This window comes from Embleya hyalina (assembly GCF_003967355.1).
Lineage (GTDB): Bacteria > Actinomycetota > Actinomycetes > Streptomycetales > Streptomycetaceae > Embleya > Embleya hyalina.
On record NZ_BIFH01000019.1, the window covers coordinates 237,543 to 262,719 of the forward strand.

Annotated in this window: 21 protein-coding genes and 1 pseudogene; 15 read left to right on the top strand and 7 right to left on the bottom strand. The window is 71.5% G+C overall.

Annotated elements, in window-relative coordinates; genetic code table 11:
• Positions 1–635: 635 nt before the first annotated feature.
• Genes EMA17_RS18340 through EMA17_RS18360 form a run of 5 tightly spaced genes read left to right on the top strand, consistent with a single transcriptional unit; the run spans position 636 to position 5,958 of the window.
• Entirely contained in the window at positions 636–2,156 is a 1,521-nt protein-coding gene (locus EMA17_RS18340) for an ABC transporter substrate-binding protein (protein WP_160161450.1), read from the top strand.
• Positions 2,157–2,196: 40 nt separating this feature from the next.
• Positions 2,197–3,135 (top strand): ABC transporter permease, encoded by a 939-nt coding sequence (locus EMA17_RS18345; RefSeq protein WP_126638132.1) that lies wholly within the window; start codon positions 2,197–2,199, stop codon positions 3,133–3,135.
• Complete coding sequence (locus tag EMA17_RS18350) at positions 3,132–4,019, top strand: ABC transporter permease (RefSeq protein WP_126638133.1); 888 nt, start codon at positions 3,132–3,134, stop codon at positions 4,017–4,019. Before EMA17_RS18345 ends, EMA17_RS18350 begins: the two co-directional genes overlap by 4 nt.
• Positions 4,016–5,005, top strand: coding sequence for an ABC transporter ATP-binding protein (locus EMA17_RS18355; protein WP_126638134.1), 990 nt, complete (start codon positions 4,016–4,018; stop codon positions 5,003–5,005). Before EMA17_RS18350 ends, EMA17_RS18355 begins: the two co-directional genes overlap by 4 nt.
• Positions 5,002–5,958, top strand: coding sequence for an oligopeptide/dipeptide ABC transporter ATP-binding protein (locus EMA17_RS18360; RefSeq protein ID WP_126638135.1), 957 nt, complete (start codon positions 5,002–5,004; stop codon positions 5,956–5,958). The genes EMA17_RS18355 and EMA17_RS18360 overlap by 4 nt, the downstream gene beginning before the upstream one ends.
• An 84-nt stretch (positions 5,959–6,042) precedes the next feature.
• On the opposite strand, the gene EMA17_RS18365 is transcribed toward EMA17_RS18360, so the two are convergent.
• Positions 6,043–7,710 (bottom strand): PucR family transcriptional regulator, encoded by a 1,668-nt coding sequence (locus EMA17_RS18365; RefSeq protein WP_126638136.1) that lies wholly within the window; start codon positions 7,708–7,710, stop codon positions 6,043–6,045.
• Between the two features lie 268 nt (positions 7,711–7,978).
• Between EMA17_RS18365 and EMA17_RS18370 the strand changes: the two are divergent.
• The 7 genes and pseudogenes from EMA17_RS18370 to EMA17_RS18400 form a co-directional block, all read left to right on the top strand.
• Positions 7,979–8,098, top strand: a pseudogene (locus EMA17_RS18370) (agmatinase); the annotation flags it as partial.
• Positions 8,099–8,166: 68 nt separating this feature from the next.
• Complete coding sequence (locus tag EMA17_RS18375; RefSeq protein ID WP_126638137.1) at positions 8,167–9,828, top strand: thiamine pyrophosphate-binding protein; 1,662 nt, start codon at positions 8,167–8,169, stop codon at positions 9,826–9,828.
• A gap of 70 nt (positions 9,829–9,898) precedes the next feature.
• Positions 9,899–11,338 (top strand): APC family permease, encoded by a 1,440-nt coding sequence (locus EMA17_RS18380; protein WP_126638138.1) that lies wholly within the window; start codon positions 9,899–9,901, stop codon positions 11,336–11,338.
• Entirely contained in the window at positions 11,335–12,231 is an 897-nt protein-coding gene (locus EMA17_RS18385) for an NAD-dependent epimerase/dehydratase family protein (protein ID WP_126638139.1), read from the top strand. Before EMA17_RS18380 ends, EMA17_RS18385 begins: the two co-directional genes overlap by 4 nt.
• On the top strand, positions 12,228–13,004 hold the full coding sequence (locus EMA17_RS18390) for a creatininase (protein WP_126638140.1): 777 nt from the start codon (positions 12,228–12,230) through the stop codon (positions 13,002–13,004). The genes EMA17_RS18385 and EMA17_RS18390 overlap by 4 nt, the downstream gene beginning before the upstream one ends.
• A complete protein-coding gene (locus EMA17_RS18395) occupies positions 13,001–13,720 on the top strand; it encodes an SDR family NAD(P)-dependent oxidoreductase (RefSeq protein ID WP_126638141.1) in 720 nt (239 codons plus the stop codon). The genes EMA17_RS18390 and EMA17_RS18395 overlap by 4 nt, the downstream gene beginning before the upstream one ends.
• Positions 13,720–14,301, top strand: coding sequence for an SDR family oxidoreductase (locus EMA17_RS18400; RefSeq protein WP_126638142.1), 582 nt, complete (start codon positions 13,720–13,722; stop codon positions 14,299–14,301). The genes EMA17_RS18395 and EMA17_RS18400 overlap by 1 nt, the downstream gene beginning before the upstream one ends.
• 198 nt (positions 14,302–14,499) lie before the next feature.
• Here the strand turns inward: EMA17_RS18400 and EMA17_RS18405 are convergent, their stop codons facing one another.
• From EMA17_RS18405 to EMA17_RS18430, 6 genes are all read right to left on the bottom strand, one after another.
• Positions 14,500–15,525: an SIS domain-containing protein gene (locus tag EMA17_RS18405; protein WP_126638143.1), complete on the bottom strand. Its 1,026-nt coding sequence runs from the start codon at positions 15,523–15,525 to the stop codon at positions 14,500–14,502.
• Positions 15,522–16,835, bottom strand: coding sequence for a Gfo/Idh/MocA family protein (locus EMA17_RS18410; RefSeq protein ID WP_246126747.1), 1,314 nt, complete (start codon positions 16,833–16,835; stop codon positions 15,522–15,524). Before EMA17_RS18410 ends, EMA17_RS18405 begins: the two co-directional genes overlap by 4 nt.
• Positions 16,836–16,914: 79 nt before the next feature.
• On the bottom strand, positions 16,915–17,742 hold the full coding sequence (locus EMA17_RS18415; protein WP_126638144.1) for a carbohydrate ABC transporter permease: 828 nt from the start codon (positions 17,740–17,742) through the stop codon (positions 16,915–16,917).
• Positions 17,743–17,748: 6 nt separating this feature from the next.
• Positions 17,749–18,636: a carbohydrate ABC transporter permease gene (locus EMA17_RS18420; RefSeq protein ID WP_126638274.1), complete on the bottom strand. Its 888-nt coding sequence runs from the start codon at positions 18,634–18,636 to the stop codon at positions 17,749–17,751.
• A 137-nt stretch (positions 18,637–18,773) separates the two neighbouring features.
• On the bottom strand, positions 18,774–20,129 hold the full coding sequence (locus EMA17_RS18425; RefSeq protein WP_126638145.1) for an extracellular solute-binding protein: 1,356 nt from the start codon (positions 20,127–20,129) through the stop codon (positions 18,774–18,776).
• Between the two features lie 253 nt (positions 20,130–20,382).
• Positions 20,383–21,597 (bottom strand): ROK family transcriptional regulator, encoded by a 1,215-nt coding sequence (locus EMA17_RS18430; RefSeq protein ID WP_126638146.1) that lies wholly within the window; start codon positions 21,595–21,597, stop codon positions 20,383–20,385.
• A 263-nt stretch (positions 21,598–21,860) separates the two neighbouring features.
• Here EMA17_RS18430 and EMA17_RS18435 point away from each other — a divergent pair, with 263 nt between their 5' ends.
• The 3 genes from EMA17_RS18435 to EMA17_RS18445 all read left to right on the top strand — a co-directional run bounded on the left by EMA17_RS18435 (position 21,861) and on the right by EMA17_RS18445 (position 25,117).
• On the top strand, positions 21,861–22,979 hold the full coding sequence (locus tag EMA17_RS18435; RefSeq protein WP_126638147.1) for a Gfo/Idh/MocA family protein: 1,119 nt from the start codon (positions 21,861–21,863) through the stop codon (positions 22,977–22,979).
• Between the two features lie 93 nt (positions 22,980–23,072).
• On the top strand, positions 23,073–24,080 hold the full coding sequence (locus EMA17_RS18440; RefSeq protein ID WP_126638148.1) for a Gfo/Idh/MocA family protein: 1,008 nt from the start codon (positions 23,073–23,075) through the stop codon (positions 24,078–24,080).
• A 68-nt stretch (positions 24,081–24,148) separates the two neighbouring features.
• On the top strand, positions 24,149–25,117 hold the full coding sequence (locus EMA17_RS18445; RefSeq protein ID WP_126638149.1) for an N-acetylglucosamine kinase: 969 nt from the start codon (positions 24,149–24,151) through the stop codon (positions 25,115–25,117).
• The last annotated feature ends 60 nt before the right edge of the window (positions 25,118–25,177 follow it).

The window sequence follows — 25,177 nt, forward strand, 5'->3', positions numbered from 1 at the left end:
CGTCCGTCGCCCGAGCCCGAAGACAGGGCATCGGGGACGCGGCATCCGGGACACGGCATCCGGACTGAACCCACCATCGGGCGACGAGTCTCCCCGTTTCTCCCCGCAGGGCACGAAGCCCCGGTCGATCACACGACCGGGGCTTCGTCGTCCCCTGTCGGATGGGTCGAGACCGCCGATGGATCGGGTACCCGGCCCTGTTTTCGGTTTCCCACCCCCAGGGCATCAGGAACACGGGATCGGCGACGAGCCTGCCGCGGGCGTCGCGTCGAGGACGAGGGTCGTCGGCCCGGCGAGGCGTGTCCGGGTCCGCCACCCGCCGGCCCCCGGGCCCCGGCGTTCCCGCCGGAAACCGCCGAACGGGATCCATGGGCGAGACCCGCGAGGGTCGGCCGTGGCTCCGCCGACTCATCCGGCCGCCCGGTATATCGCGAGGTCGGTCGGAGTCGACGAGCACCTCCGGTCCAACGCCTGTCGCGCCCGGCGGAGCCGACGACACGAGGGGTCGACGTGGCGCGAAATCGCCCACCGTCGTTCGGTCTGGACGACCGCTGAACGTCGCCGTACAATCTGACAGCGCTCTTTGGTAGAAAAACTACGAAACTGCGAGGGAACTTATGACCCCAGTGAAGGTCATGGCGTACGTCGCATCGTTGACGGCGGCCGCAGGCCTCCTCAGCGGGTGCGCCGGTGGCTCGACCTCGGCCAAACCCGGCTCGTCGGAGCCCCCCAGGCAGGGCGGCTCGGCCACGATGTCCCTCAGCAGCGCGATCGACACATGGAACCCGCAGGAAGCGCTGTCGACGCACAGCTTCAGCGTCTTCCCCCAGGTGTACGCGTCGCTCCTGCGCTCCACCCCGGACGGCAAGGGCCTGCTGCCGGCGCTGGCCTCCTCCTACCAGGCCGACCCGGTGGCCAAGACACTGACGTTCACCCTGGACCCGGCCGCGAAATTCAGCAACGGCAGACAGGTCACGTCCGCGGACGTCAGATTCTCCGAAGGACTGTGGAGCAAGGGCAAGTTGTACGGGGGCTACTTCTCCTCCATCACGTCCGTGCAGACGCCCTCTCCGCAGACCGTGGTCTTCACGCTGTCGCAGCCGGACGAGACCCTGCTCGCGATCCTGTCGACCGCCAACGCCGCGATCTTCCCCGACAACTACGGCGGTGAGTCGGAGGCCGACTTCTGGAAGAAGCCCATCGGGGCGGGGCCGTTCGGCATCGACAACCAGGCCGTGGGACGGTCCATCTCCCTCACCCGCAACCCCTACTACTACCGGGCCGGCCTACCGCACCTGGACAAGGTCGAATACAAGGTCGTCACCGATGGGAGCCAGCGACTCCTGCAGTTCCAAAACGGTTCCCTGGACGTGGTCAACGGCGTCGAACTCGGTGTGGCCGCCCAGTACCCGAAGGGCAAGGTCGTCGGCGTGCCGTCGGCGGGGGTCAGCGTCCTCACCATCAACACGAAGTCGGGGCCCCTGGCCAACGTCGATCTCCGGAAGGCGATGGCAGCGGCCGTCGACTATCGCAAACTCGTGGCGGGCGGATACGCCGGCCAGGCGACCACGGCGACGTCGCTGCTGCCGCAGAACGTTCCCGGCGTCTCCCCGTGCTCCGCGTGCACCTGGTCCTCGACCGATCAGGCGGCCGCGAAGAGCCTGGTCGCCAAGTCGGGCCATACCGGTCAGAACCTCGAGTTGAACGTCCCCAGCGGCGACGCGGAGGAACTCGCGGCCCAGGCCCTCGCGCCGATGCTCGCCCAGGTGGGCATCAAGGTCACCGTCGTCCCGCTCCCGACCGCCACGCTGATCGACAGGCTGGGCAAGGGCGACTTCCAGCTCGCGATGATCACCTACAGCGCGCTCGCGCCCAGCCCGATCGACCCTCTCGGCTTTCTCGAATCGACCGGCCTGGTGTTCTCCCAGTCCGACCCCGGGCCGGCGAACACGGCCCTGACCGCGGTTCACGCGGCGAGCACCCCCTTCGACGTGACCACCGCCGTACAGACCTTCGAGAAGGCCGCCAACGCCAGTGGCGCCGTGATCCCACTGGCCGTGCCCAACGCGCTCTACGCGGTCGCCGGCCGAGTCGAGGGATTCGTCCCGACGCCCTACCTGGCCTACTGCGCCGACGAACTGAGCGTCAAGAGTTGACGGGCGCATCCGGCACCGTCACCGGGAAGGAGGCGGCTTCGTGACCGCGACAAGAATCCTGTTGGCCCGAGTGTTCCAGTTGGTGCTCGTCCTGCTCTCGGTCACGCTGGTGGTGTTCGTGTTGACCCAGATCGCGCCGGGCGACGCGGCCCGCCTCCGATTGGGTCCGCGGGCCTCGGACGAGGCGGTGAGCGAACTGCGCCATCAACTGGGGCTCGATCGCAGTCTGCCGCAGCAGTACCTGGACTATCTGAACCGGGTGCTGCACGGTGACTTCGGCACCTCGATCGACGGTCGGAGCGTCGGCGAGATCATCGGTCAGGGGATCGGGAACACCGTGTGGCTGCTGCTGGGCACCCTGGTGCTCGCGGTTTCGGCGGCACTGGTCCTGGCCTGGACCGCCGCCTGGTTCCGGGACCGATTCATCGACCACGCGATCCGACTGGGCATCCTGCTCGCGCTGTTCCTGCCCGCGTTCTGGGTGGGATTCCTGCTCATCAGGCTGATCGCCATCCCCACGGGCTGGTTCCCGGTCTCGGGGCTGGGGTCGGGGCCGACGGAAATGTTCAGGTCGCTGATTCTGCCCTCCGTCACCGGGGCGATCGTCCTGGCTCCCGTCCTGGTGCGAAGTCTGAGGTCGAGCCTGATCGACGTGCTCGACTCCGAGTACGTCGCGGTCGCCCGCTCGCTCGGGGTGGGAGGAAGCGCCCTGATCGTGCGGCACGTGCTGCGCAACGCGCTCGGCCCGGTCCTGACGCTGCTCGCGCTGAACATCGGCTACCTCTTCTTCGGCGTCGTCATCCTGGAGGCCACCTTCGACATCCCGGGCCTGGGCAGCGCGCTGGTCGAGGCGTCCGCCAAGCGTGACGTCTACGTGGTCCAGGGCATCACGCTGGTGTTCGCCACGGGAGTCGTGGTCGCCAACGTCATCGGCGAGACCGTCGTCTCGCTGCTCGATCCGAGAACGGTGAGCGCATGAGCGACCTGTCCCTCGTCAAGGACCACAAGGACGACAAGGAACACACGCCACGGTCACGCCGGCGCGGGAACGGCAAGATGGCCGCCGGGGCCGTCGTCTTCGGATTGTTCGTCCTGGCCGCGGTCCTCGCGCCGCTCATCACCAAGGGAGACCCGGCCGAGCAGGATCTGCTGAACCGGCTCGCCGATCCCTCGCCCGCCCACCCGCTCGGTACCGACCAACTCGGCCGTGACGAATGGACCCGGCTGGTCTACGCGATCCGCGTCGACCTGCGTGTGGCACTGCTCGCCTCACTCGTCCCGGCGATCCTCGGCAGCCTCATCGGCATCGTCGCGGGTCTCGGCGCCAAGTGGCTGGACACCGCGATCATGCGCGTCTCCGATGTCGTCGTCTCGCTCCCGCTGTTCATCTTCTTCATCGCCCTGGTCGGGCTGCTCGGCCCCGGCGACGGATTCCTGTTCCTGGGCCCCGGCGAGTTGCCGCTCATCATCGGCTTCACCCTCGTCTCCTGGGTCGTGTACGCCAGGCTGATGCGGGCCGAGGTACGCCGGGTCCGCTCGATGGACTACGTACGCGCCGCGCGGTCGGGGGGCCTGCCCCGATGGCGGGTGATCACCGGACACATCGTGCCGAACGCGATCGGTCAGAGCATCGTGTACTTCTTCGTCGACATCGGGCTGGCCGTCGTGGCCATCTCCACGCTGTCCTTCCTGGGCGTCGGCATACCCGTCGGCACCCCGGAGTGGGGCGCGATGATCCAGTCCGCCCGCACCGTGATCCAAACCAACTGGTGGTTGATCGCCGCGCCCGGAGCCGCGATCGCGCTGGCCGGAATGGGCCTGGCCCTGATCGGGGACGGCCTGGACGATCGGATCAAGTCATGACCGCAATCGAACCCGTCATCGAGATCGCGAACCTGACGATCGCCACCGCCGGACCCGGCGGCGTCACCCTCGTGGACGACGTGTCCCTGCACGTCGACGCCGGCGAATGCCTCGGCATCGTCGGCGAGTCCGGATCGGGGAAGAGCCTCACCCTGCGCTCCGTATTGGACCTGCTGCCGTCCTCGCTGGTGCGGACACGGGGAACCATGCGATTCCGCGGCCGACGGGACGAGGAATCCCGGGCCGTCGACCCGCGCGAACTGCGTGGCCACGGCGTCTCGATGATCTTCCAGGAACCCATGAGCTCGTTGAACCCGACGATGCGCATCGGCGACCTGATCGCCGCCGGCCCCCGAGCCCGGGGTGTGTCCCGCCGCGACGCGGCCGACCGGGCGCTGCGCCTGCTGGGCGAGGTCGGTGTGCCACGGCCGGAGCAACGATTGCGGGCATGGCCGCACCAACTCTCGGGGGGCCTGCGGCAACGGGTGATGATCGCGATGGCCCTGTCGGTGGAACCCGTCCTCCTGCTCTGCGACGAACCGACGACCGCGCTGGACGCCACCGTCCAGGACCAGATCCTGACCCTGGTCGAACACCTGCGCGCCGAACGGGACATGGCGATGATCCTCGTCAGCCACGACCTCTCGGTCGTCTCGCGGATCGCCGACCGCACCGCCGTCATGTACGCCGGACGCATCGTCGAGCAGGGACCGACGCGCGCCCTGATCGACGATCCCCGCCACCCCTACACCCGCGGACTCATCGACTCGATGCCGCAACTGCACGGCCCGCCCGTGCGGCTCAAGACCATCGAGGGATCGCCGCCGACCGCCGGCCGACTGCCCCGGGGTTGCCGATTCTCCCCGCGCTGCCCGCTCGTGGTCGACGCCTGCCGGGAAGCGGACCCACCCCTGATGGCCATCGGTCCGTACCGAACCACCGCGTGCCTGCGACACAGCGCCGTGAACGCCGGAGACCAACCATGAGCGCCCTCATCGAACTGGACGACATCCGGGTCCACTACACCGTCCCGACCCGGCGACACTCGCCCCCCGTGACGCTGCGGGCGCTCGACGGTGTCAGCCTCGCCGTCGAGCGCTCCCGATGCCTGGGCGTGGTCGGCGAGTCGGGCTGTGGCAAGTCGACACTCGCCAACGTACTCGTCGGCCTGAGGACACCGACGGCCGGTCGTGTCCGCTACGACGGTCGGGAGGTCGGCGCCCGCCGCTCCAAGGACCTGTGTCGCCGCATCCAGATGGTCTTCCAGGACCCGGTCGGGTCGCTCAACCCCCGCCGACGCGTGCGCTCGGTGCTGGCCGAACTCATCGACCACCACGACCTCGTCCCGGACACGGGCATGAACTCCGCGCTCGACTCGCTCATGGAGATGGTCGACCTGCCCCCGCGCGTCCTGGAAGCACGACCCCACGAACTGTCGGGTGGGCAACGCCAACGAGTCGCCATCGCCCGCGCCCTCGCCGTACAACCCGAAGTCCTGGTCGCCGACGAGGCGGTGGCGGCCCTGGACGTCTCCGCCCAGGCCACCGTGATCAACCTGCTGGCCGACCTGCGGGCCGAACTCGGCCTGACGATCGTGTTCATCTCGCACGACCTGGGCATCGTCAGAACCCTCTGCGACAGCGTCGCGGTGATGTACGCGGGCCGCGTGGTGGAGGAGGGCACGGCGGAAGCCGTCTTCACCGCGGCCCAACACCCCTACACCCGGGCACTGCTGCGGGCCGCGCCGGACCTCCACCGACCGGGTACGGTGCGACGTTCGCCCGCCCTGGAAGGCGAACCCGCGGGTACCCCCGAGACGAACACCGGCTGTGTCTTCCTGCCGAGATGCCCGGAAGCGGAGGCAGCCTGCGCATCGGCCCCACCGCCCTACATCGGGAACGAATCCCACCGCACCGCCTGCATCCACGCGGTTCCTTGACCGACACGACCGGAATCGGCGGCCGGCCCGCGGGTGGGCAGGCCGCCGAACGTGTTCCACGGCGTCGGCCTTGCCGTAGGGGCCCTACTCGGGGGCGGTCTCCGACAGCGGGGTGCTCGGCCGTTCGCCCGGCAACCAGCGCAGGGCGAACCACAGTTCCATCCGAACGTCCGGATCGTGCAGGTCCAGGTCCAGCAGATCGCCGATTTTGGCGATGCGCTGGCGCACGGTGTTGCGGTGCAGGTCGAGCGCGGCCGCGGTGCGGTCCCAACTCCCGTGATGGGCGAGCCAGGTGCGCAGGGTTTCGAGCAGCATCTCGTAACCGGGCGAGGGCGCATCGACCAGCCCCGCGAATCGGGCGCGTGCCAGGGCCCCCGCGTCGGCCGCCGAAACGAGCGAGTGCATGCTCGGCTCCCGGTCCCGATGCCGCCGGTTCGGGATCCCCTCCGCGAGCGCGTGCCGCAACGCGCGCTCCGCCTGATTGGCGGCCACCGCGAGGTCGACCGTGGCGGACGGCGCGCTGAAGCCGAGCGTCCACCCGAGCCGATTCGCCGCCGCGGGATCCGGGGCCGGCGAGCCGGACGCGGTGGGCACGAGCGCGTACACGTCGCGCTCGCGCAGATCCAGGTACGGCGTGGCCAACGCGGTACCCAACGCGGCCAGTTGCACCGGGTAGTCGCCCGAGTCGGCCCCCGGGCCAGGTCGCTGCCGGCCGAGCCGACCACGGACCACCACCCAACCGGCACCCGGTGTCGACGGCATCAGCAGCGATGCCACCTCCTGCGGCGACCCGCCGAGCATCAGCCGCACCAGCGCGGCCGAGCTGCGACTGTCGCCGCCGAGGGCGTGCCGCGGGCTGGTCAGTAGGGACAACAGCACGGCCGCAACCGCCGTCACCGAGTGTTGTACCGCCGTCGGGGCGGTGCCCGAGACCACCCCGATCGCCGGCGGCACCCCGCCGGTGTCCCCGCCCGGCAACACGTGCACGGTCAGATGCAGCCCGCCGACGTGGTCCGCGGCCGTCGAGGGCGCGACCCGATCCCGACCGGCCGCGCCGTGACCCGACGGCGCGATCGTACGTGCCATCAAACCGCGCAGCCGCTCCGCCGCCTCCGGCTCCGGCCGCACGCCCGCGGCCACCAGTTCGTTGCCGGCCGGATCGAGCAGCACGGTCCACGCGTCGAGCTGCACCGAGAGCCGGTCGAGTACGGACCGCAGCGCGTCGGCGCGGACCGCGGCCGTGACCAACGCGCCCTGTGCCCGGCTGACCCGGCGCAGGTCCCGATAGCGCGACTCGGCCATCGCGGCGTGCGCGGCCCGGCTGACCGCGACGAACGGAGTGCCGTCGGGAACCCGCAACAGAGGCAGCTCGTGTCGATCGCAGGCCTCGATCAGCGCCGTCGGCACGTCGTCGTACACCGGCACCAGGCCGAAACCCAAGGCGCCGGCGCCCGCCCGCGCGATCCGACCCGCGTACGCGTCGATGCCCTCGGGCGTCTTGGGCAGTGGTACCCCGGCGGTGAGCAGGAGCTCCCCACCGATCAGATACGGCGTCGGATCCTCCAATTCGGTGACGCCGGTCGAGGAGATCGGCCGGTCCTCGCGCGGGCCGGCGATCTGTCGCAGCCCCAGCGTCGGGTCGGCGAGCAGCACGCTCAGCGGGACACCGGGAACGCTCGGGTCGACGGGGAGGTCGAGCCCGAGTCCGTCCTCGCTCGGCCCGGCCGGACGAGGCGCGTCGACCGACGGCATGGCGACACCTTCCGCTCGGGATGATTCATCTGTTTCGACTGATCATAATGGACAGAAAAGCCACTTCTCCGGTGTCGTCGCCCGGACATAGGTTCATACCCACAAGGCGAGCGGTCGCCGCGCCGCCCCCGGCACGACAACCACCGCCGACCCCGCCGCTTCGGGCCCCGGCCCCGGTTTCGGTTCCGGACGGCGTCCGCGCTTTCCCCGGCGCCCCCACATTCCCCTTCCGCAGGCGATTCCTGCTGTCCTTGCGAGGTCCTCCGCCATGACTTCCACCGCCGCCCGCGGCCCCGTCGACTCCTCCCGCATCCCGCGCCACGCGGGCCCCGACACCTTCGCCCGCCCGCCCCGTACGCACGAAGTCCCGCACACCGACATCGCGGTGCCGGCCGGCGCGCGCACCGCCCACGCACCGACCACCCCGACGGCACGACGGATCGCCGGTGGGCGGGCATGAAGCCGCACCACGAACCCGAGGCGCCCGCGACCCGCAACGGCGGTGACCTGGTCGTCGAATCGCTCGTCAATCTCGGCGCCGACCGGGTCTTCGGCGTGCCCGGTCAACACGCGCTCGGCCTGTTCGACGCGCTGCGTCGCTCGCCGCTGCGCTACACGGGACTGCGCGTGGAGAACAACGCGGGTTTCGCCGCCGACGGCTACGCGCGCAGCGCCGGCACGGTGGCTCCGCTGCTGCTGTCCACCGGCCCCGGCGCGCTCACCGCGCTCCCGGCGCTCCAGGAATCGGCCGCCGCCTCGGTGCCGGTCCTGGCCCTCTCCAGCCAGATCCCCTCGTCGGGCCTCGGCGGACGCCGACGCGGCCACCTGCACGAACTGGTGGACCAGCAGGCCAGCTTCCGCGACGTGGTCAAGTCCGTGCACCTGGTCGGCGCGACCTCGCAGATCCCCTCCGTGCTCGCGGCGGCGTGGGAGTCCGCGCTCACCCCGCCGTACGGCCCGGTGTGGATGGAGATCCCCCAGGACATACTGCTCGCCGGCACCGAGGTGCCCCGGGTGACCGGGCTCCGGGTACGCCCTCGGGTGCCGCTCGCCCGCCCCGAACTGCTCGCCGAGGCGGCGGCGTTGCTGGTCGCCGCCGAACGACCGGTGATCCTGGCCGGCGGCGGTGTGGTCCGCGCCGGCGCGAGCGCGGAACTGCTGCGCCTGGCGCGCGTCCTGGACGCGCCGGTGGCCTGCACGTTCGGCGCCAAGGGCGCCTTTCCCTGGACCCACCCGCTCTCGCTCCAGTCCTGGTTGGAGGACCGGCACACCACCGAACTCATGAACGACGCGGACGTGTTGCTCGTGGTCGGCTCCGGACTGGGCGAACTCTCCACCAACTACCACACGCTCGCCCCACGAGGCCGGATCGTCCAGATCGAAGCCGACCCGCGCAAGCTGGAGTCCGTCCTTCCCGCGTTCGGCATCCACGCCGACGCGCGTGCCGCGCTGGCCGTGCTCGGCGATTCGGTCTCGCCGCGACCGCCCGGCCCGGGCGCGGCGATCGCCCGTACCCTCCGCGAGCGGGTCGCCGCGCGGATCGCGGACCAGGGGCTCGATCTCGAACAGGCCGTGCTCGCCGCGGTACGGGCCGCGCTGCCCGACGACTCGCCGGTCTTCTTCGACATGACCATCCTCGGCTACTGGGCATGGTCGGCCTGGGACGCCCGACGGCCCGGCGCGATGCACTCGGCGCAGGGCGCCGGCGGGCTCGGCTACGGCTACCCGGCCGCGCTCGGCGCGGCGACCGCCGACCCGGCGCGTCCGGTGCTCGCGGTCTCCGGGGACGGCGGCGCGATGTACTCGATCGCCGAACTGGCCACCGCCCGTCAGGAGAACCTGAACGTCACGTGGCTGATCGTCGACGACGGCGGCTACGGGATCCTGCGCGAATACATGACGGGCACCTTCGGCGAGACGACCGGGACCGAACTGGCGCGCCCCGACTTCGTCCGGCTCGCCGAATCCTTCGGCGTCCCGGCCACACTCACCACACCCGCCACGCTGCGGCGCGATCTCGCCGCCGCCCTGGCCGCCCCCGGCCCCCGGGTGGTCGTCCTGCCGGCCCTGCTGCGGATGTTCGAGCCCACCCACGCGGAACGGACCGACGGCGGATGACCACGCCGCCGCGCCCCGACACCCGTACCGCCCACACCGACCCCACCCCGGCCACGCGAGGAGCACGACGATGAGAACCGACGACCGAGTCCCGGCGGGACAGCCGCCCGCACCCGGCCTGAAGGCGAACGCCATCGGGCTCTCCGGCGCCCTCATGCAGTCGGTGACCACGATGTCCCCGGCCATCACGGTCGCCTTCACCGTGCCGTTCCTGGCCGGCACCGCCGGCGTGGCGAGCCCGCTGGTGGTGCTGCTCGCCGCCGTGGTGTCCTACCTGCTCGGCTACTCGCTGGCCCAACTCACCCGGCACATGACCTCCGCGGGCACCTACCACAGCTTCGTCAGCCGGTTGCTCGGTCCGCGCTGGGGATTCCTCGCCGCGTGGGCGTACCTGCTGTTCTATCCGGTCGCCACCGCGATGTTGTGCGGACTGTTCGGCTCGACGACGCACCGGGTGCTGCTGAGCGAATACGGCTGGGACGTGCCGTGGTGGGCGCCGATGATGCTGCTCCTGGTGGCGGTCGCCGCACTGGCCTACCGAGGCGTCGAACTGGCCGTGGGCGTGACCGTGGCGCTGGGCGTCTTCGAGATCGTGGTGATGGTCGCGCTCTCCGTCTGGGGCCTGCTCCAGCCCGGTGCCGGCGGGACCAGCCTGAACTGGCTCACCGGGAGCGGAGCACCCACCGGCAACGGCTTCTTCCTCGGCTTCGTGTTCAGCATCTACACCTACACCGGCTGGGACGCCGCGGCCTCGCTCGGCGAGGAGACCGCGAACCCGCGCCGGAACATCCCCAAGGCCGTGCTCGGCTCGATCGTCATCCTGGGCGTGTTCGTCGTACTGACCACGTGGGGGCAACTGACCGGCTGGGGGATTCGCGACATCCAGGGCTTCGTCGACTCCGAGCAGATCCCGATGTTCGTCCTCGCGCACAAGTACTGGGGCCCGCTGTGGTTCCTGGCCCTGCTGGCGCTGCTCAACTCGATCGTCGGCGGCGCCATCGCGTGCATGAACGCCTCGGCCCGGTTCATGTACGGCATGGCCCGAGCCGGCGCGCTGCCCGAACCGCTCGCCCGGCTGAGCCGGCATCAAACGCCGGCCGCGGCGATCGGGGTACAGACGGTGATCAACGTCGTGGTCGGGCTCGCGATGATCGGCACCGTCGGGCTGTACAACGTCTACTCGTTCACCGGGCTGATGTTCACCTTCGCCCTCGCCGTGGTGTACGTGATGGGCAGTGTCGCGGTGTGGCGGATGTACCGGACCATGGCACGGCACGAGTTCACCTGGCTCAAGCACGCCCTGGTTCCGTTCCTCGGCAGCGCCGCGCTGATCCTGGTGGCGTACGAATCACTGGACCCGCTGCCCGAGAGCCCGTTCGTGTGGGCATTGCCGGTGGTCGTCGTGTGGATGGTCGGCGGTCTGGTCCTGCTGCTCGTCCGCAGGCGCGGGCTCGACGACGACTCGCCCGAGGCCGAGCGTCCGGGCGCGACCGCGGCGCCGGCCCGATGAGCGCCGAGGGCAAGCGGGTCGTGGTCACCGGTGGTTCCGGTCGGGTGGGCCGGTACGTACTGACCGAGCTCGCGGGCGCGCACGACGTGCTGAACGCCGACCTCACTCCCGGGAAGGACGGCCCCGATGTCGCCTTCCGCCGCACGGACATCCTCGAACCCGCGACCTTGGCCTCGGCGTTCGCCGACGCCGACGTGGTGGTCCACCTCGCCGGGATCGACTACGACCGGGCGAGCGATCCGCGGGCCTGCGTCCGGGTGAACACCCTCGGCTGCTGGAACGTGCTCCAGGCGGCCCGCGAACAGGGCGTCACCCGGGTCGTGGTGTGTTCCAGCGTCGCGGCCACCGGACTGCACGAACTGCGCGCCGGATGGACCCCGACCCGGTTGCCGGTGGACGACACACATCCGAGCCGGCCGGTGGACGCGTACGGCATCAGCAAGGCGATGGTCGAGGTGACCGCGCGCGGCTTCGCCGACGCGGGCGGGCTGGAGGTGGTGTGCCTGCGCCCCTGCGCGGTGGTCTTCCCGGAGAACCTGCACACCTTCGTCGACCCGGCGACGGGAGTCGGCCCGCGCACGCTGCACGACTACGTCACGGCGGAGGACGTCGCGCGCGCCTTCCGAGCCGCCGTGGAAACCACCACGCCCACCTTCGGGCCCTACCTGCTCGCCGCGGCGGACTGCGCCCACCCGGACCCGACGCTGGACTGGTACACCCGCGAGGTGGGCGAGGTACCCGCCGACCTCGACCGGGACCGCTTCACCCGCGACCCCCACGCCGGCGCGGTCCGCACCGACGGCGCGCGCGCCGCCCTCGGCTGGGAACCACGCGGGCGGTTCACCGACCTCCTCGCCCGGCACCACCACGACCCTCACCGGAGGACCCCATGACCGACCGGACCCGGCTGCGCGACCTCACCGGCCCCGAGATCGCCGCCCGAGCGGCGAACGAGGTGCTGTTCCTGCCGCTCGGCTCGATCGAACAACACGGCCCGCACCTGCCGGTGGACACCGACACGCACATCGCCGAGCGCTTCGCCGAGGCCGTGTGCGCCCGCGTCGGCGGCCTGGTCGCCCCCGGGTACGCCTACGGGTCGCGATCGCGGCCGATCAGCGGCGGCGGCGAGCGGTTCCCCGGCACCGTCTCGCTGAGCGCCGCCACGCACAGCGCGCTCGTGAGTGACCTGGTGGTCAACTACGCCAGACACGGACACCGGCGGATCGTGCTGGTCAACGGCCACTTCGAGAACACCGCGCCCGCCGTCGAGGGGGTCGACCTGGCGCTCGAACGCGGCGCCGACGCACGGGTGTCGATGGTGAACTGGTGGGAGGTGATCGGCGCCGACACGCTGGACCGGATCTTCGCCGGCGACTTCCCCGGCTGGGAGGCCGAACACGCCGGGATCGTCGAGACGTCGCTGATGATGCACCTGGATCCGGGCCGGGTACACGCCGACGCGATCAGCCCGACGACGGTCGCGATCACCCCGCCGCCCTACACGGTGCTGCCGGAACGGCCGGGCCTGGTCGACCCCTCCGGCGTGCTGCGCACCGCGCACGGCAGCTCGGCCGCGATCGGCGAGGCGATCTTCGAGGGTGCCGTCGAGGCGATCGCCGCCGTGGTACGGGCCGAGTTCGGCGCGGCCGGGGGAGTGGAGCGATGAGCACGGGTACCGGCTGTGACGCCCCGGCCGAAGTGGCCGTGGTCAGCGGCGCGGCGGCCGGGATCGGCCTGGCCTGCGTTCGTGAACTGCGGCGACAGGGTTGGCTGGTGGCCGGATGCGACCTGCGGGCCGGGGGCGAGGCGGACCTCGACGCGGTGGTGGACGTCGGCGATCCGGCGGCCGTCACGCGCTTCGTGGCCCGGGTCACCGCCGAACTGGGGGCGCCCACAGGTGTGTTGAGCGCCGCGGGCTACGTCGAGGAGATCCCGCTCGCCGAGATCTCGCCCGCGGCCTTCCGGCGGATGCTCGGCGTGCATCTCGGCGGCCTGCACAACCTCACCCGCGCCACCCTGCCGACCATGGTGGACCGAGGCGGCGGCGCGATCGTCACGGTGGCCTCCGAACTGGCGATCACCGGTGGCGAGGACGCCGCCCACTACGTGACCGCCAAGGGGGCACTGTTGGGCCTGACCCGAGCGCTGGCCGCCGAACTGGCGTCGACCGGGGTGCGGGTGAACGCGGTCGCCCCCGGCCCCACCGACACCGCGATGCTGGCCGCCGGCACGATCTGGCGCGACCCGGCGTACCTGGCCACTCTGCCCACCGGCGCGCTCGTCCGGCCGGAGGAAATCGCGATCACCGCGGCCTTCCTGCTGTCCGGCCGCGGCGCGCTCACCGGGCAGGTCGTGTCCCCCAACGCGGGAACGGTGATCTGATGCGGTCGCTCTCGAACCACGCCGTACTCGTCGGACTGCCGACCGAGGTCGGTCGGGCCGCGACACGGGTACTGGGCGCGCGCGGCCTACGGGTGACGTGGCCCGCGGTCGACGCGGACGGGCCGGCGCCCGATCTGTTCGTGATCGGGACCACCGAGCCGGGGCCGGCCGCGGACTTCGCGGACACCGACCCGGTGACCTGGTGGGCCGCGGTCGAGCGGCGGCTGTGCACGCTGTTCGCCCTGGCCCAGGGGGCGGGGCGGGACCTCGCCGCCACGGGTGGGGGTCGGATCGTGTTCGTCCTCGACGCGCGCGGTCTGGCGGGGGAGGCGGGCGCCACCGTCGACGCGACGGTCGGTTCGGCGGCGATCGCGCTGACCAAGACCCTGGCCCGCGAACTGGGCCCGGTGGGCGTCGCGGTCAACGCGGTGGCGGTCGCGGCCCCGCCCCGGGACGGGTTCGCCGAACCCACACCGCACGACGTCGCCCAGACCATCGCCTTCCTCGGCGATGCCCGTCTCCCGTCCCTGACCGGCCAGATCCTCCCCTGCACGGGCGGCACCATCCGCACCCGCGCATAACCCGCGAATGCCCCGCCGCCGGCCACGTCCGGGTCGGGCACTTCGACGAGAACCCGGCCACGACGATCGTTCGCGAGACGCGAGTTCGCGACCGCCGCCCACGCGGCCGGGTCGACCGGGGCCGGGCGCGGGCACCTTGTGCTCGTGCCCGGCCCGTTCCACGTCGCGGGGGCGCTCACGCGGACCGGCCGCGTTCGGTCACAGTTCCGCGAGCGCGGCGATCTTGGTGTCCTCGCGGGTGAACGCGATCTCGTCGACCGGGTTGCCCCGGGCCGCCGCGGTGTGGGACACCAGGGCTTGGAGCACGCACACCTCGACGAGGGCACGCTGGGGTCCGGTCAGACCCGTCGGGACGGTCACCGATACCGCCCCCGAGGGGACCACACCGGTGCCGTCGGTGACCGTGAGCACCGCCGTCGGTTTCTCCAGGAGCTGGCGCGCCAACGCGAGTTCGCGGGCGTCGCCGATCACCAGATGGGCGGTGTCGGCGCCGGCCGAGTCCATCGGGCCGTGCAGGTACGACCGGGTCCCGTACGCCGTCGCCGGCACCAACGGGCCCTCCCGGAGCAGCAGCGCCGCCGCCTCCGCCGTGGTCTGCTGCGCCGCCGAGGCGACCACGTCGACCGACCCCGACGCCAACGCGCCGGCCGCGAAGTCGGCGAGCACCGCGTCGTTGGCCGACACCGCCTCCTCGATCAGGTCGGGCAACCGTCGCCAGCCGTCGTCGATCCGACCCGTCGCCGCCTCGTCCGCGAGCATGCCCAGCGCCGCGTACGTGACCACGAAACCCACCGTGGACACCCGGCTGTCGGGGAACCCGCCGAGGGTCAGCGCCGCACCCGCCGCCTCGCGCAGCGGACCGGTGTCGGCGTTGGTCACCGCCAACGTGTCCACGCCCGCCGCACGGAAACGGGTCACCAGATCCGCCGTCTCGCGACTGCGCCCGCTCTGCGACAACGCGACCACCAGTTCCACGTCGCCGATCGCGACGGGGTGGTCCGAACAGTCCGTCCGGGCCACGTCCAGACCGGCCGCGCGCAGCGCGTACAGCGGGGAGGCCAACGCCGCGTGGCTGGCGCCGATGCCCGCGAGCAACACCCGCGGCCGACCCGCCGGCCACAGGTGGGTCCGGCCCGGCATCGCGGCCACCACCTCGCGCAGCGCCGCGACCTCGGCCCGCCGTCCCTCCTCGTACCCGTATCCGTACATCGGGGCCGCGCTCACGCACCCGCCTCCGTTCCCGACGGCGTGCCCGACGTCGACCGGGGGCGCCAGGCGCGCCGCGCCACCGCCGGCACGTAGTCGCCGAGATCCACCGGGAACCGCACCACGGTCTGCGTCTCCGCCGCGTAGTAGGCGGCCATCAGCAACTCGGTCACCTCGACCCCGCTGTCCAGCGATTCGAGCGGTTGCTCGCCGCGGGCGAACATCCCGGAGATGTGGGTGTTCTCCGCCGTGTAGCCGTACGCGGCGGGCTCGTCGGCGATCACCGGCATCAGGCCCTGCTCGGCGTTCTGCTTCTCCACCATGTCCTCGCCGCTCGCCTGTTCCAGGTTCCGCGAGAAGAACACGGTCGCGTCGCCGCTCAACGAGTTCGCGCTCATCGAGTACTCGGGGCCCAACAGCTCGAAGGACAACCGCATGCCCGCGCCCACGTAGCCCCAGGAGGTCATGGCCTCGACGACGACCGGCTCGTCGTCGCCGTTGACGAACGTGTACGTGGCGTTGGCGTAGTCCTCCGACGGCGTGTCGCGATAGTCCTGCACGCCGGGGAACTCCCGCTCCAGGCGCGCCGCGTACCGCTCCCGCCCCCAGCGCAGCGAGGCGATCGTCGCGGTCACCGACACCGGTCGCAACCACTGCGACGGCGCCACGCCCGGCGGGGTGAGCAGGAAACGACCGGCCTCCAGCGAGTGGCACATCAGGTCGTTGAGCACGCCGCCGCCCTGGGCCTCGCCGTCCCAGAACCACGCCGAGTGCGGACCGGAGTGTTCCTCGGTGCAGCGGGCCAGGTACGGCGTGCCCGAGTGTCGCGCGCCGCGGGTCCACATCAGTTCGCGGGCCCGGGTCAGGCGTGGCGCGTACACCTGGTTCTCCAGGTACGCGTGCGGGATTCCCGCCTCGCGCACCAGGTCGGCGACCTGTCGCGCCTCGGCGATGTTGCGGCCCAGCGGCTTCTCGACCGCGATGCCGCGCAGGCGGGCGCGGCCGGAGGCGACCTCGTCGCAGATGGCCCGCACGACCTCGACGCGGGTGTGGTTGGGGGTGAGCACCCAGACCGCGTCGACCCGTTCGTCGCGGACGAGGGCGGCGATGTCGTCGTAGGCGGTGACGTCCACGCCGACCCGCAGGTCCTCGGCGTAGGCGGCGAGTTCGCGGGCCCGGTCCAGGGTGCGGGACTGGGTGGCCACGATGTCGCTGCCGCGGATCGCCTGCCAGGAGCGTACGTGGAAGTGGGCGATGAAGCCGGAACCGATGATGCCGATCCCGAGCGGTCGCGCGTGCGTGCCGTTCACGTCGTGTTTGCCGTTCAAGAGGTGTCCTTGCCTGTTCGGGCGTGCGGGTGTGTCCGGGGGAGTGCGTGCGGGCGTGGGCGTGGGTCGTGCGCGGCCCTCAGCCCTTGACGCCCGTGAGGGTGATGCCCTGCACGAAGGTGCGTTGGGCGAAGAAGAAGACGACGACCACGGGGAGGGTGGCCAGCGTGGTGACCGCCATGATCACGCCCCAGTCCGTGCTGTGGGAGCCGTGGAAGGAGGCGAGGCCGTAGGCGATGGGCCAGTTGTCGGGGTTCTCCGAGGTGTAGAGCAGCGGCCCGTAGTAGTCGTTCCAGCACTGGAAGAACATGAAGATCGAGGCCGCGGCGATGCCGGGTTTGGCCATCGGCACCATGATCCGCAGGAGGATGCCCCACTCGCCGTTGCCGTCCATCCGGGCCGCGTCGATGTACTCCTTGGGGATGGAGAGGAAGAACTGGCGCAGCAGGAAGATGGAGAACGCGCTGCCGAACAGGTGCGGCAGGATCAGCGGCCAGAACGTGCCGACGACCCGGAAGTGTGCCCACACCGCGTACAACGGCACCTGGGTCACCTGCGGCGGCAACAACATCGCGACGATCACCACGAAGAACGCGACGCCGGAGAAGCGGAACCTGACCTTGGCCAGCACGTAGGCCACCGGAACCGAGGAGACGAGCATGAGCAGCGTCGAGGTACCCGCGTACAGCAGGGAGTTGGCGAACCAACGACCCAGCGGCGCGGTGTCGAACGCCTTCGTGTAGTTGGACCATTCGAACGGGTTCGGCCACAACGCGCCGGTGAGGGTCTGGTTCCCGCCCATGAAGGACGTGAGCACCACGAACACCACGGGCACGAGGAAGACGAAGGCCAGGGCCAGCAGCAGCGCGTGCTCGGCCACATAGGAGAGCGCTCTCTTGGTGGGCACGACCGCTCACGCTCCCTTCTGTTGGAACATGCCGGCTCGGCGGAGCAGGACCGCGATGACGGCCGCCGCCACCACGAACAGCACGACCGCCATGGCCGCCGCGTAGCCGAGTTGGAAACTGTTGAAGCCCTGGACGTACATCCACTGGGTGTAGGTGAGCAGGGAGTCGTTGGGGTAGCCGAGGAGACGGTCGGGACCCGCGTCGATGCCGGTCTTGCCGTTGGCGACGCTGGAGGCGACGGCGGCCTCGGTGAAGTACTGGAGCGCGGCGATCACGCCGGTGACGGCGGAGAACAGCAGGACGGGGGAGATGTTCGGCAGGGTGATGAACCGGAACTTCTGCCGGGCGCTCGCGCCGTCCAGTTCCGCCGCCTCGTACTGGTCCTTGGGCACGTCGAGCAGCGCGGCCAGGAAGATGACCATGACGTCGCCCATCATCCAGACGCCGAGCAGGAGCAGCGAGGGTTTGGACAACGACGGGTCGTTGAACCACAACGGTCCGTCGATCCCGAACTTGCGCAGCAGTGTGTTGATCGGCCCGGTTCCGGGGTTGAACAGGAACACGAAACCGACGACGGAGGCCACCGGCGGGACGAGCGCCGGCAGGTAGAAGAGGGTGCGCCAGAATCCGGCGGCCCGCTTGCGTCGGGTCAGCAGCAGCGCGATGCCCAGCGAGGACGCCATCCGTACGGGCACCAGGATCACCACGAACCACAGGGTGTTGCGGGCGGCGCCGCCCACGCGGGGGTCCTGGGTGAACAGGTAGTCGTAGTTGCGCAGGCCGATCCACTTCGGCGAGCCCACCAGGTCGTAGTTGGTGAACGAGTAGTAGAGGTTGGCGCACAGCGGATACAGGAAGAACGCCACCAGGCCGATCAGGGGCAGGATCACCATCGATCCGATGGACAACCGCGAGCGCAGTGTGCGGCGCCGGCCGGCCCGTTTCGGGTGTGCCTCGGGGGTGTTCGGGGTGTGGTGGGCCGCGGCTCGGGCGCGCGGGACGGTGGCGATCGGGTTCGCGTCGGGCATGGTCACTTCGCCCGCCGCAGGCCGAGCGCGTTGTCGATGTCGGTGTCGACCTTCTCCAGTCGGCGTTTGAGGTTTCCGCCGGAGCCCCGTTGGTAGTCGGTCCAGAAGTCGTCCATGGTGGCGGTGAGGGTGGAGCCGATCTCGGTGACCGGGCTGGTGTTGCCGGCCGGGTGGGCGGACGCCTCGATGAAGGTCCGGTACTGCGGTGACGCCTGGAGGGCGGGCGAGGCGACGGCGCTCTTGAGGGTGGGGATGTTCTTGAGGCCGTTGGCGAGCTTGACCGCGGCGTCGGTGTCCGTGGTCATGTACTTCACCAGCGCCCAGGCCGCCTCCTTGTTGCCGGAGCGTTTGGCCACGCCGATGTCCGCGGCGGAGACGAATCCGCCGCCGTACTCCTGTCCGCTGCCGGCGAGGACGGGGAAGGGGGCGGTGCCGTACTCGAGGCGGGGGGCCTGTTCCTCGATGAACGCGACACGCCACTCGCCGTCCAGGGTCATCGCGACGCGCCCGTTCTGGAAGGGGTTGTTCGCCGACCACTCGTCACCGAGGCCGGCGGTGAAGGTCTTGAGCTTGTCGTAGCCGATCTTGCGGACGAAGTCGTGCTGCCAGGCGATGAGTTCGGCCCATTGCGGAGAGTCGGCGACGGCGGAGTCGCCGTCCTTGGTCCAGGTCACCCCGGCGGTGCCGCCGAGGGTCGCGGAGGTGTTCTGTTGGAAGCCGATCAGCGGGTTGAAGCCGAGGGTCCCGATCGACCCGTCGCTCTTGTAGGTGGTGAGTTTCAGCGCCATGTCCTCCAGTTCGCGGAGGGTGCGCGGCGGGGTGGTGTAGCCGGCCTCGGCCAGCAGTCGTGTGTTGTAGTACAGGCCGTAGACGTCGGACGTGGTCGGCAGCGAGCAGCGGCGCCCTTCGAACGCGGTGGCCTGGGCGAAGATGCCCTGGAAGGCGTCGTCGGGGACGCCGTCCCGGCGCATGTAGGGCGCGAGGTCCGACATGGTCTTGCAGGCGGTGCCGAGCGTGGCGTTGACGTTGGTGAGCATCACGTCGACGTCGCCGCCGGAGGAGACCACCTGGGTGATCTTGGTGTCCTGCTGTCCGGCGTGCACCCGGACCCTGACGTCCGGGTGGCGCTGCTCGAAGTCGTCGACGATCGACGCGATGACCTTGGCCTCGCGGCCGTTGTAGTGGTGCCACAGTTGCACGGTGCCGGACAGGTGGGTCGGCGCCGCGGCGGCGACCGGACCGTCCTCGGCGACGGCGCAACCGGAGAGGGCGAGTGTGGCGCCGGCCGCGAGCGCGATGAGCAGCGCGCCGGCGCGGCGCAGGGGTCGCGGGGGTGGGATGGGATTCGCCGATGTCATCGCGAAGCCTTCCTGTGGGAGAGCACGACGTGTCGTGGTGCGGGTCCTCCGTGGGGATGCCGGTCCCGCGGCGCGGCGACGGCGGGATGCCCGAGGCGTCGGCGGGGCGGGGACGGCCGGTGGCGGGTGAGGCGACCGTGGGGTGCGGTCGACGGCGTGGCGTCGGCCGTGATGGTGATGTGCGCGGTCGACGACGTGGGGTCGACCGGTGTCGTGGGGCCGGCCGCACACGGGTGCGGCCGGCGGTGTGGGATCAGCCGAGGTCGCGCAGCCTGGCCGCGATGACGTGCGAGCGGTTCTCGTCCTCGTCCGAGCCGACGGCACGGGCGAGCAACGTCTCGCGGACCCGGTCGTGCAGGGTGTGTCGAGCGCCGCCGAGCACGGCGTCGTCCGAGACCCGGGTGACGTGCACCGTGGGGTCCCACCGGGTGTGATCGCGGATCGCCCGTCGGGTCAGTTCGGCCAGTCGGGATCCGCCGGCCCGGCCGACCGGGCCGCCGAGGATCACCAGGCTGGGGTCGATCACGCCGAGCACCGGGATGACGCTCTGTGCCAGCCGGGGGGCGTAGATCTCCAGCACCCGCTCGGGCAACGGTTCGCCCGCGAGCACTCGTTCGAACGTGTGCCCGCCCGCGCCGGCCTCGCGGCCGACGCGGTCGAGGGCCTGGGCGCCGAGGAGCCCTTCGAGGTCGTCGGCCTCGGTCTCCGGGTCGAACACGCCGCGTGGGACCGGCAGGTTGCCGATCTCGCCCGCTCCGCCGGAGGCGCCGCGCAGGACGGTGCCCGCGACGTCGACCGCGAGGCCGATGCCGTATCCGATCCACAACAACGCGAAGGTGTCCTCGGGCGCGAACCCGGCGGCGCGGCGTTCGGCCACGGCCGCGAGGTTGACGTCGTTGTCGACGTGTACCTCGCAGCCCAGCGCCTGCTCCAGCTGTCGCCGGATGCTTCGGCGCGACCATCCGGGCAACCCCTGTACCGAACTGAGTTCGTCGGAGCGGGGGTCGACGCTGCTGGGAACGCCCACGCAGACGTGGCGGATCGCGGACAGGCCCACGCCCGCGGCCCGGCCGGCCGCCAGTACGGCGCGGGCGACGTCGCGCGCCGCGCCGCGTTCGGCGGGCAGCGCGGCGACCGCCTCGTGGGCGATCGGGTACTCGGTGCCCTCGATGTCGACCAGTACGGACCGTACGGCCTGCTGGTCGACATTGACGGCGATCCCGTAGGCGAGGTCGTTGCGCACGCCGTAGAGCGCGGCGCTGGGGCCTCGGCCGATGGACTCCTCGCCGACGACCTCGATCAGGCCCTTGTCCGCGAGGCGGCCGACCATCTGGGTGGCGGTCGGGCGGGACAGCCCGCTGAGTTCGCCGACGCCGTTGCGGCTCAGCGGCCCGTGGTCGAGCAGGAGCCGCATGGCCGTCGCGGCGTTCTGATCGCCGAGCCACGACGGGGTTCCCTTGACGGCCATGGCTCCTCCTCGACTCCCGGGTGGATCCGGTGTGGCTCCCGGGTTGACCCCGAGTTGATCCCGGGTTGATGACGCCAGGAATGTATCAGGAAGTTTCTTTCAAGAAATAGGTCGAGCGGGCTGTGATCAATTCGTTATCGAACGAGGGTGTAATGCCCTGTTCAGCCGGCTCGTTCGGATCGAAACGGCAACTCTCTGGTGCGGTGACGGATCGAGGGCTAGTATCCCGAAAGAAAGTTTCCGGTTATGGAAGTGAGGCTGGCATGGCCAACGTCCTGCGGGTGGGGATCCTCGGCAGCGGCGGCATCGCCACCGCCCCCTACGGCGTACTGCCCAACACCCATCACTACGCGGGGCGGGTGGAGGTGGTCGCGATCGCCGACCCCGACCTCGACCTGGCCCGCGCCACGGCCACACGCTTCGGCGTCCCCGCCGCCCACGGATCGCTGGAGGCGATGCTCGACGACACCGACCTCGACGCCGTCGTCAACCTCACCCCGATCCCGGTACACGCCGAGACCTCCCGCCTGATCCTCGCCCGGGGCAAACACCTCGCCGTCGAGAAGCCGCTCGCCGCCACGCTCGCCGAGGCCGACGAACTCATCGCCATGGCCCACGCGCGGGACCTGGCCCTCGTGTGCGCCCCGCCCGACATGCTCCACGAGCCCTACGCGCGCGCCGCGACACTCGTGCGCGACGGCGCCATCGGCCGGGTCGCCTTCGCCCGGGTACGCAGCTCACACGCCGGACCCGGCGGCGGCCCACACGGCTGGCCGTCCGATCCGAGCTGGTTCTACCGCGAGGGCTCCGGCCCACTGCTCGACATGGGCGTGTACGGCATCCACCAGATCACCGGCATCCTGGGACCGGCCCTGCGGGTCGCCGCGTTCGCCGGCGTCACCGACGCCGTGCGCACCGTCCGCGGCGGACCCTTCGAGGGCCTGGAGATGCCGGTGACCGCCGCGGACAACTGCCTGTTCATGCTCGACTTCGGCGACTCCGCCTACGCCGTGGTCGACGGCACCTTCAACGTGCACGCCTCCCGCAGCCCCAAGCTGGAGATCTTCGGCCGCCAAGGCGTGCTGAGCGTGCTCCGCCCCGACGGCCCCGACCTGGAGCTGTACCGCGCCGGCATCGCCCCGGGAGTGGACGGCTGGGTGCAACCCACCGAGCCGCTCGCCCGCGACACCCTGCGCCACACCTACGGCCGAGCCCTGCTCGTCGGCCACCTCGCCGACGTCGTACTCGACGGGGCCACGCCCGTCCTGACCGCCGAACACGCCCGCCACGCACTGGAGATCATGACGGCGGTGACGGTGTCGGCGCGCGAACGGCGGTTCGTGGACCTGACCACGACGTTCCGGCCGCCGTACGCCTCCTGACGGCGACGCCCGTCCCGCTCGGCGCCCGCCCGCGCCGACGCCTCGCGACACCCCGAGCCCACGTCCCACCCGAGCCCCGAAGGAAGCACCATCATGACCACGGCCACCCCCGCCCCGCTGCGGATCGGCGTCATCGGTCTCGACCACTGGTACGCGGCCATCCCCTTCGCCCGCCGCGTCGCGGCCGAACCCGGCGTACGACTGCGCGCCCTCGTCGACCGCGATCCCGACCGCGTCGCCCACGTCGCGGGTCTCACCGGCTGCGAACGCACCTCCACCGACCCGGCGTTCATCCTCGACGACGCCGAGATCGACGCGATCGCCTGCTTCACCAGCGTCGACCGCAATCCCGACCTCGTCGTGGCCGCGGCCCGCGCCGGCAAACACATCGTGTCCGTCAAACCCCTCGCCACCAACCTCGCGGACGCCGACCGCGTGGTCGAGGAGGTCGAACGCGCCGGCGTCGTCTTCGTACCCAGCGAATCCCGCCACACCTCCCCCCTGGCCCGACGCCTGTCCGGCCTCGTGGACTCCGGACGGCTCGGCGAACTCCGCGCCGGCACCTTCGCCATGCACAGCACACTCCCCGCAGCCTGGCCCGGGGCCGGCGAACCCGGCTGGTGGGCGGACCCCGCACGCACCGCCGGCGGCGCCTGGATCGACCACGCCGTCTACCAGATCGACCGGATCACCGCGCTGTTCCGCTCACCGGTCGCCGGGATCACCGGCACCACGGCCAACCTCGTCCACCGCGAACTGCCCCTGGAGGACTACGGACACGCCGTCCTCACCCTGGAAAGCGGCGCCGTGGTCACCGTGGAGGACACCTGGATCACCCCCGCCGGCGCGTCGTCGACCCGCGCGCACATCGTCGGCTCGCGCGGCGCCGTGTTCCACTCCACCGCCACCGAAAGCCTGGGCGTGGCCGAGGAGGGCGGCGCGTGGACCGTCGAAACGTTGCCCCCGGACCCCTCCGACACCCTCGACGCGCTGCTCGCCGCCGTCAACGACGGAGTCGCCCCCGGCTCGACCGTCCGCACCGCCCGACAGACGCTCGCGACCTGCCTCGCGTTCTACGACGCGGCCCGCGGCGCCCGCTGACCTCCTCGAAGACCGCGCCGACACCCGGCCGGTCGTCACGACGCATACGCACGGGAGTGCCGGCACACGTGGAAACTCAGTACATCGTCGGCGTCGACGCGGGCGGGACCAAGACCCGGCTGCGCCTCGCCACCCCGCAGGGCGACACGCTCGAAGACGTCACCCACCCGGCGGGCGACTGGACCAATCTCGACAGCCGAGGCAAGGCCGTCGCACTCGGCGCGTCGATCCGCGCGCTCACCCGCAGTCCACCGATCGCGGTCGGGATCGGCGCACACGGCTGCGACTCGGACACCGAGTGCGCCGAACTGCGCACCGCGATGGAGGCCGAACTCGCCGTCCCGGTCCGGGTGGTCAACGACGCCTTCCTGCTCGAGGCGGCGGTGCCGGTCGGCGGCCCGGCCGCCGGGCTCGTCGTCGGCACCGGCTCGATCGCGGTGGCCCGCGACACCTCGGGCGGATCGTTGTACGCGGGCGGCTGGGGCTGGCTGGTCGGCGACCCGGGATCGGCGTGGGGGACGGTACGCGACGCGGTCGGCGCGCTCACCCGGGCCCACGACCGAGCGCACACCGACGACCCGCTGCTGCCGGCACTGCTCGCGCACACGGGCGCCCGCTCGCTGCGCGACGTCGTGGGCACGATGCAGAGCACCCCACCCCGATCCTGGGCCCGCTGGGCCCCCACGGTCTTCGACGCGGCGGAAGCGGGCTCACCCGCCGCCCGCACCGCCGTGCTCACCGGCGCGGACGACCTCACCACCCTCGTCGGGCACCTGGTCACGCGCGGAGCCGACATCACGCGCGTGGTCGCCGGGGGAAGCGTGATCGTCGGCCGCCCCCCGCTGGCCGAAGCCCTCCGGGACCGGCTGCGGGAGCGGTTGGGACTGCCACTGACGGTGTACACGGGGGAGCCGGTGGCGGGAGCGGTACACCTGGCGACACCCCCGGAGCCACCCGGCACCTCGACCCGGACGAACACCCCTCCCGAACACCCGGCCCCCGGCGCCCCCGGTGGCGGCCGACGGACCACGAGATGACGCCTCGGCGGCCGCACGGGGCGTGCGGCGTGCGTGGCGGCGCCGGCCGGACCACCGGCC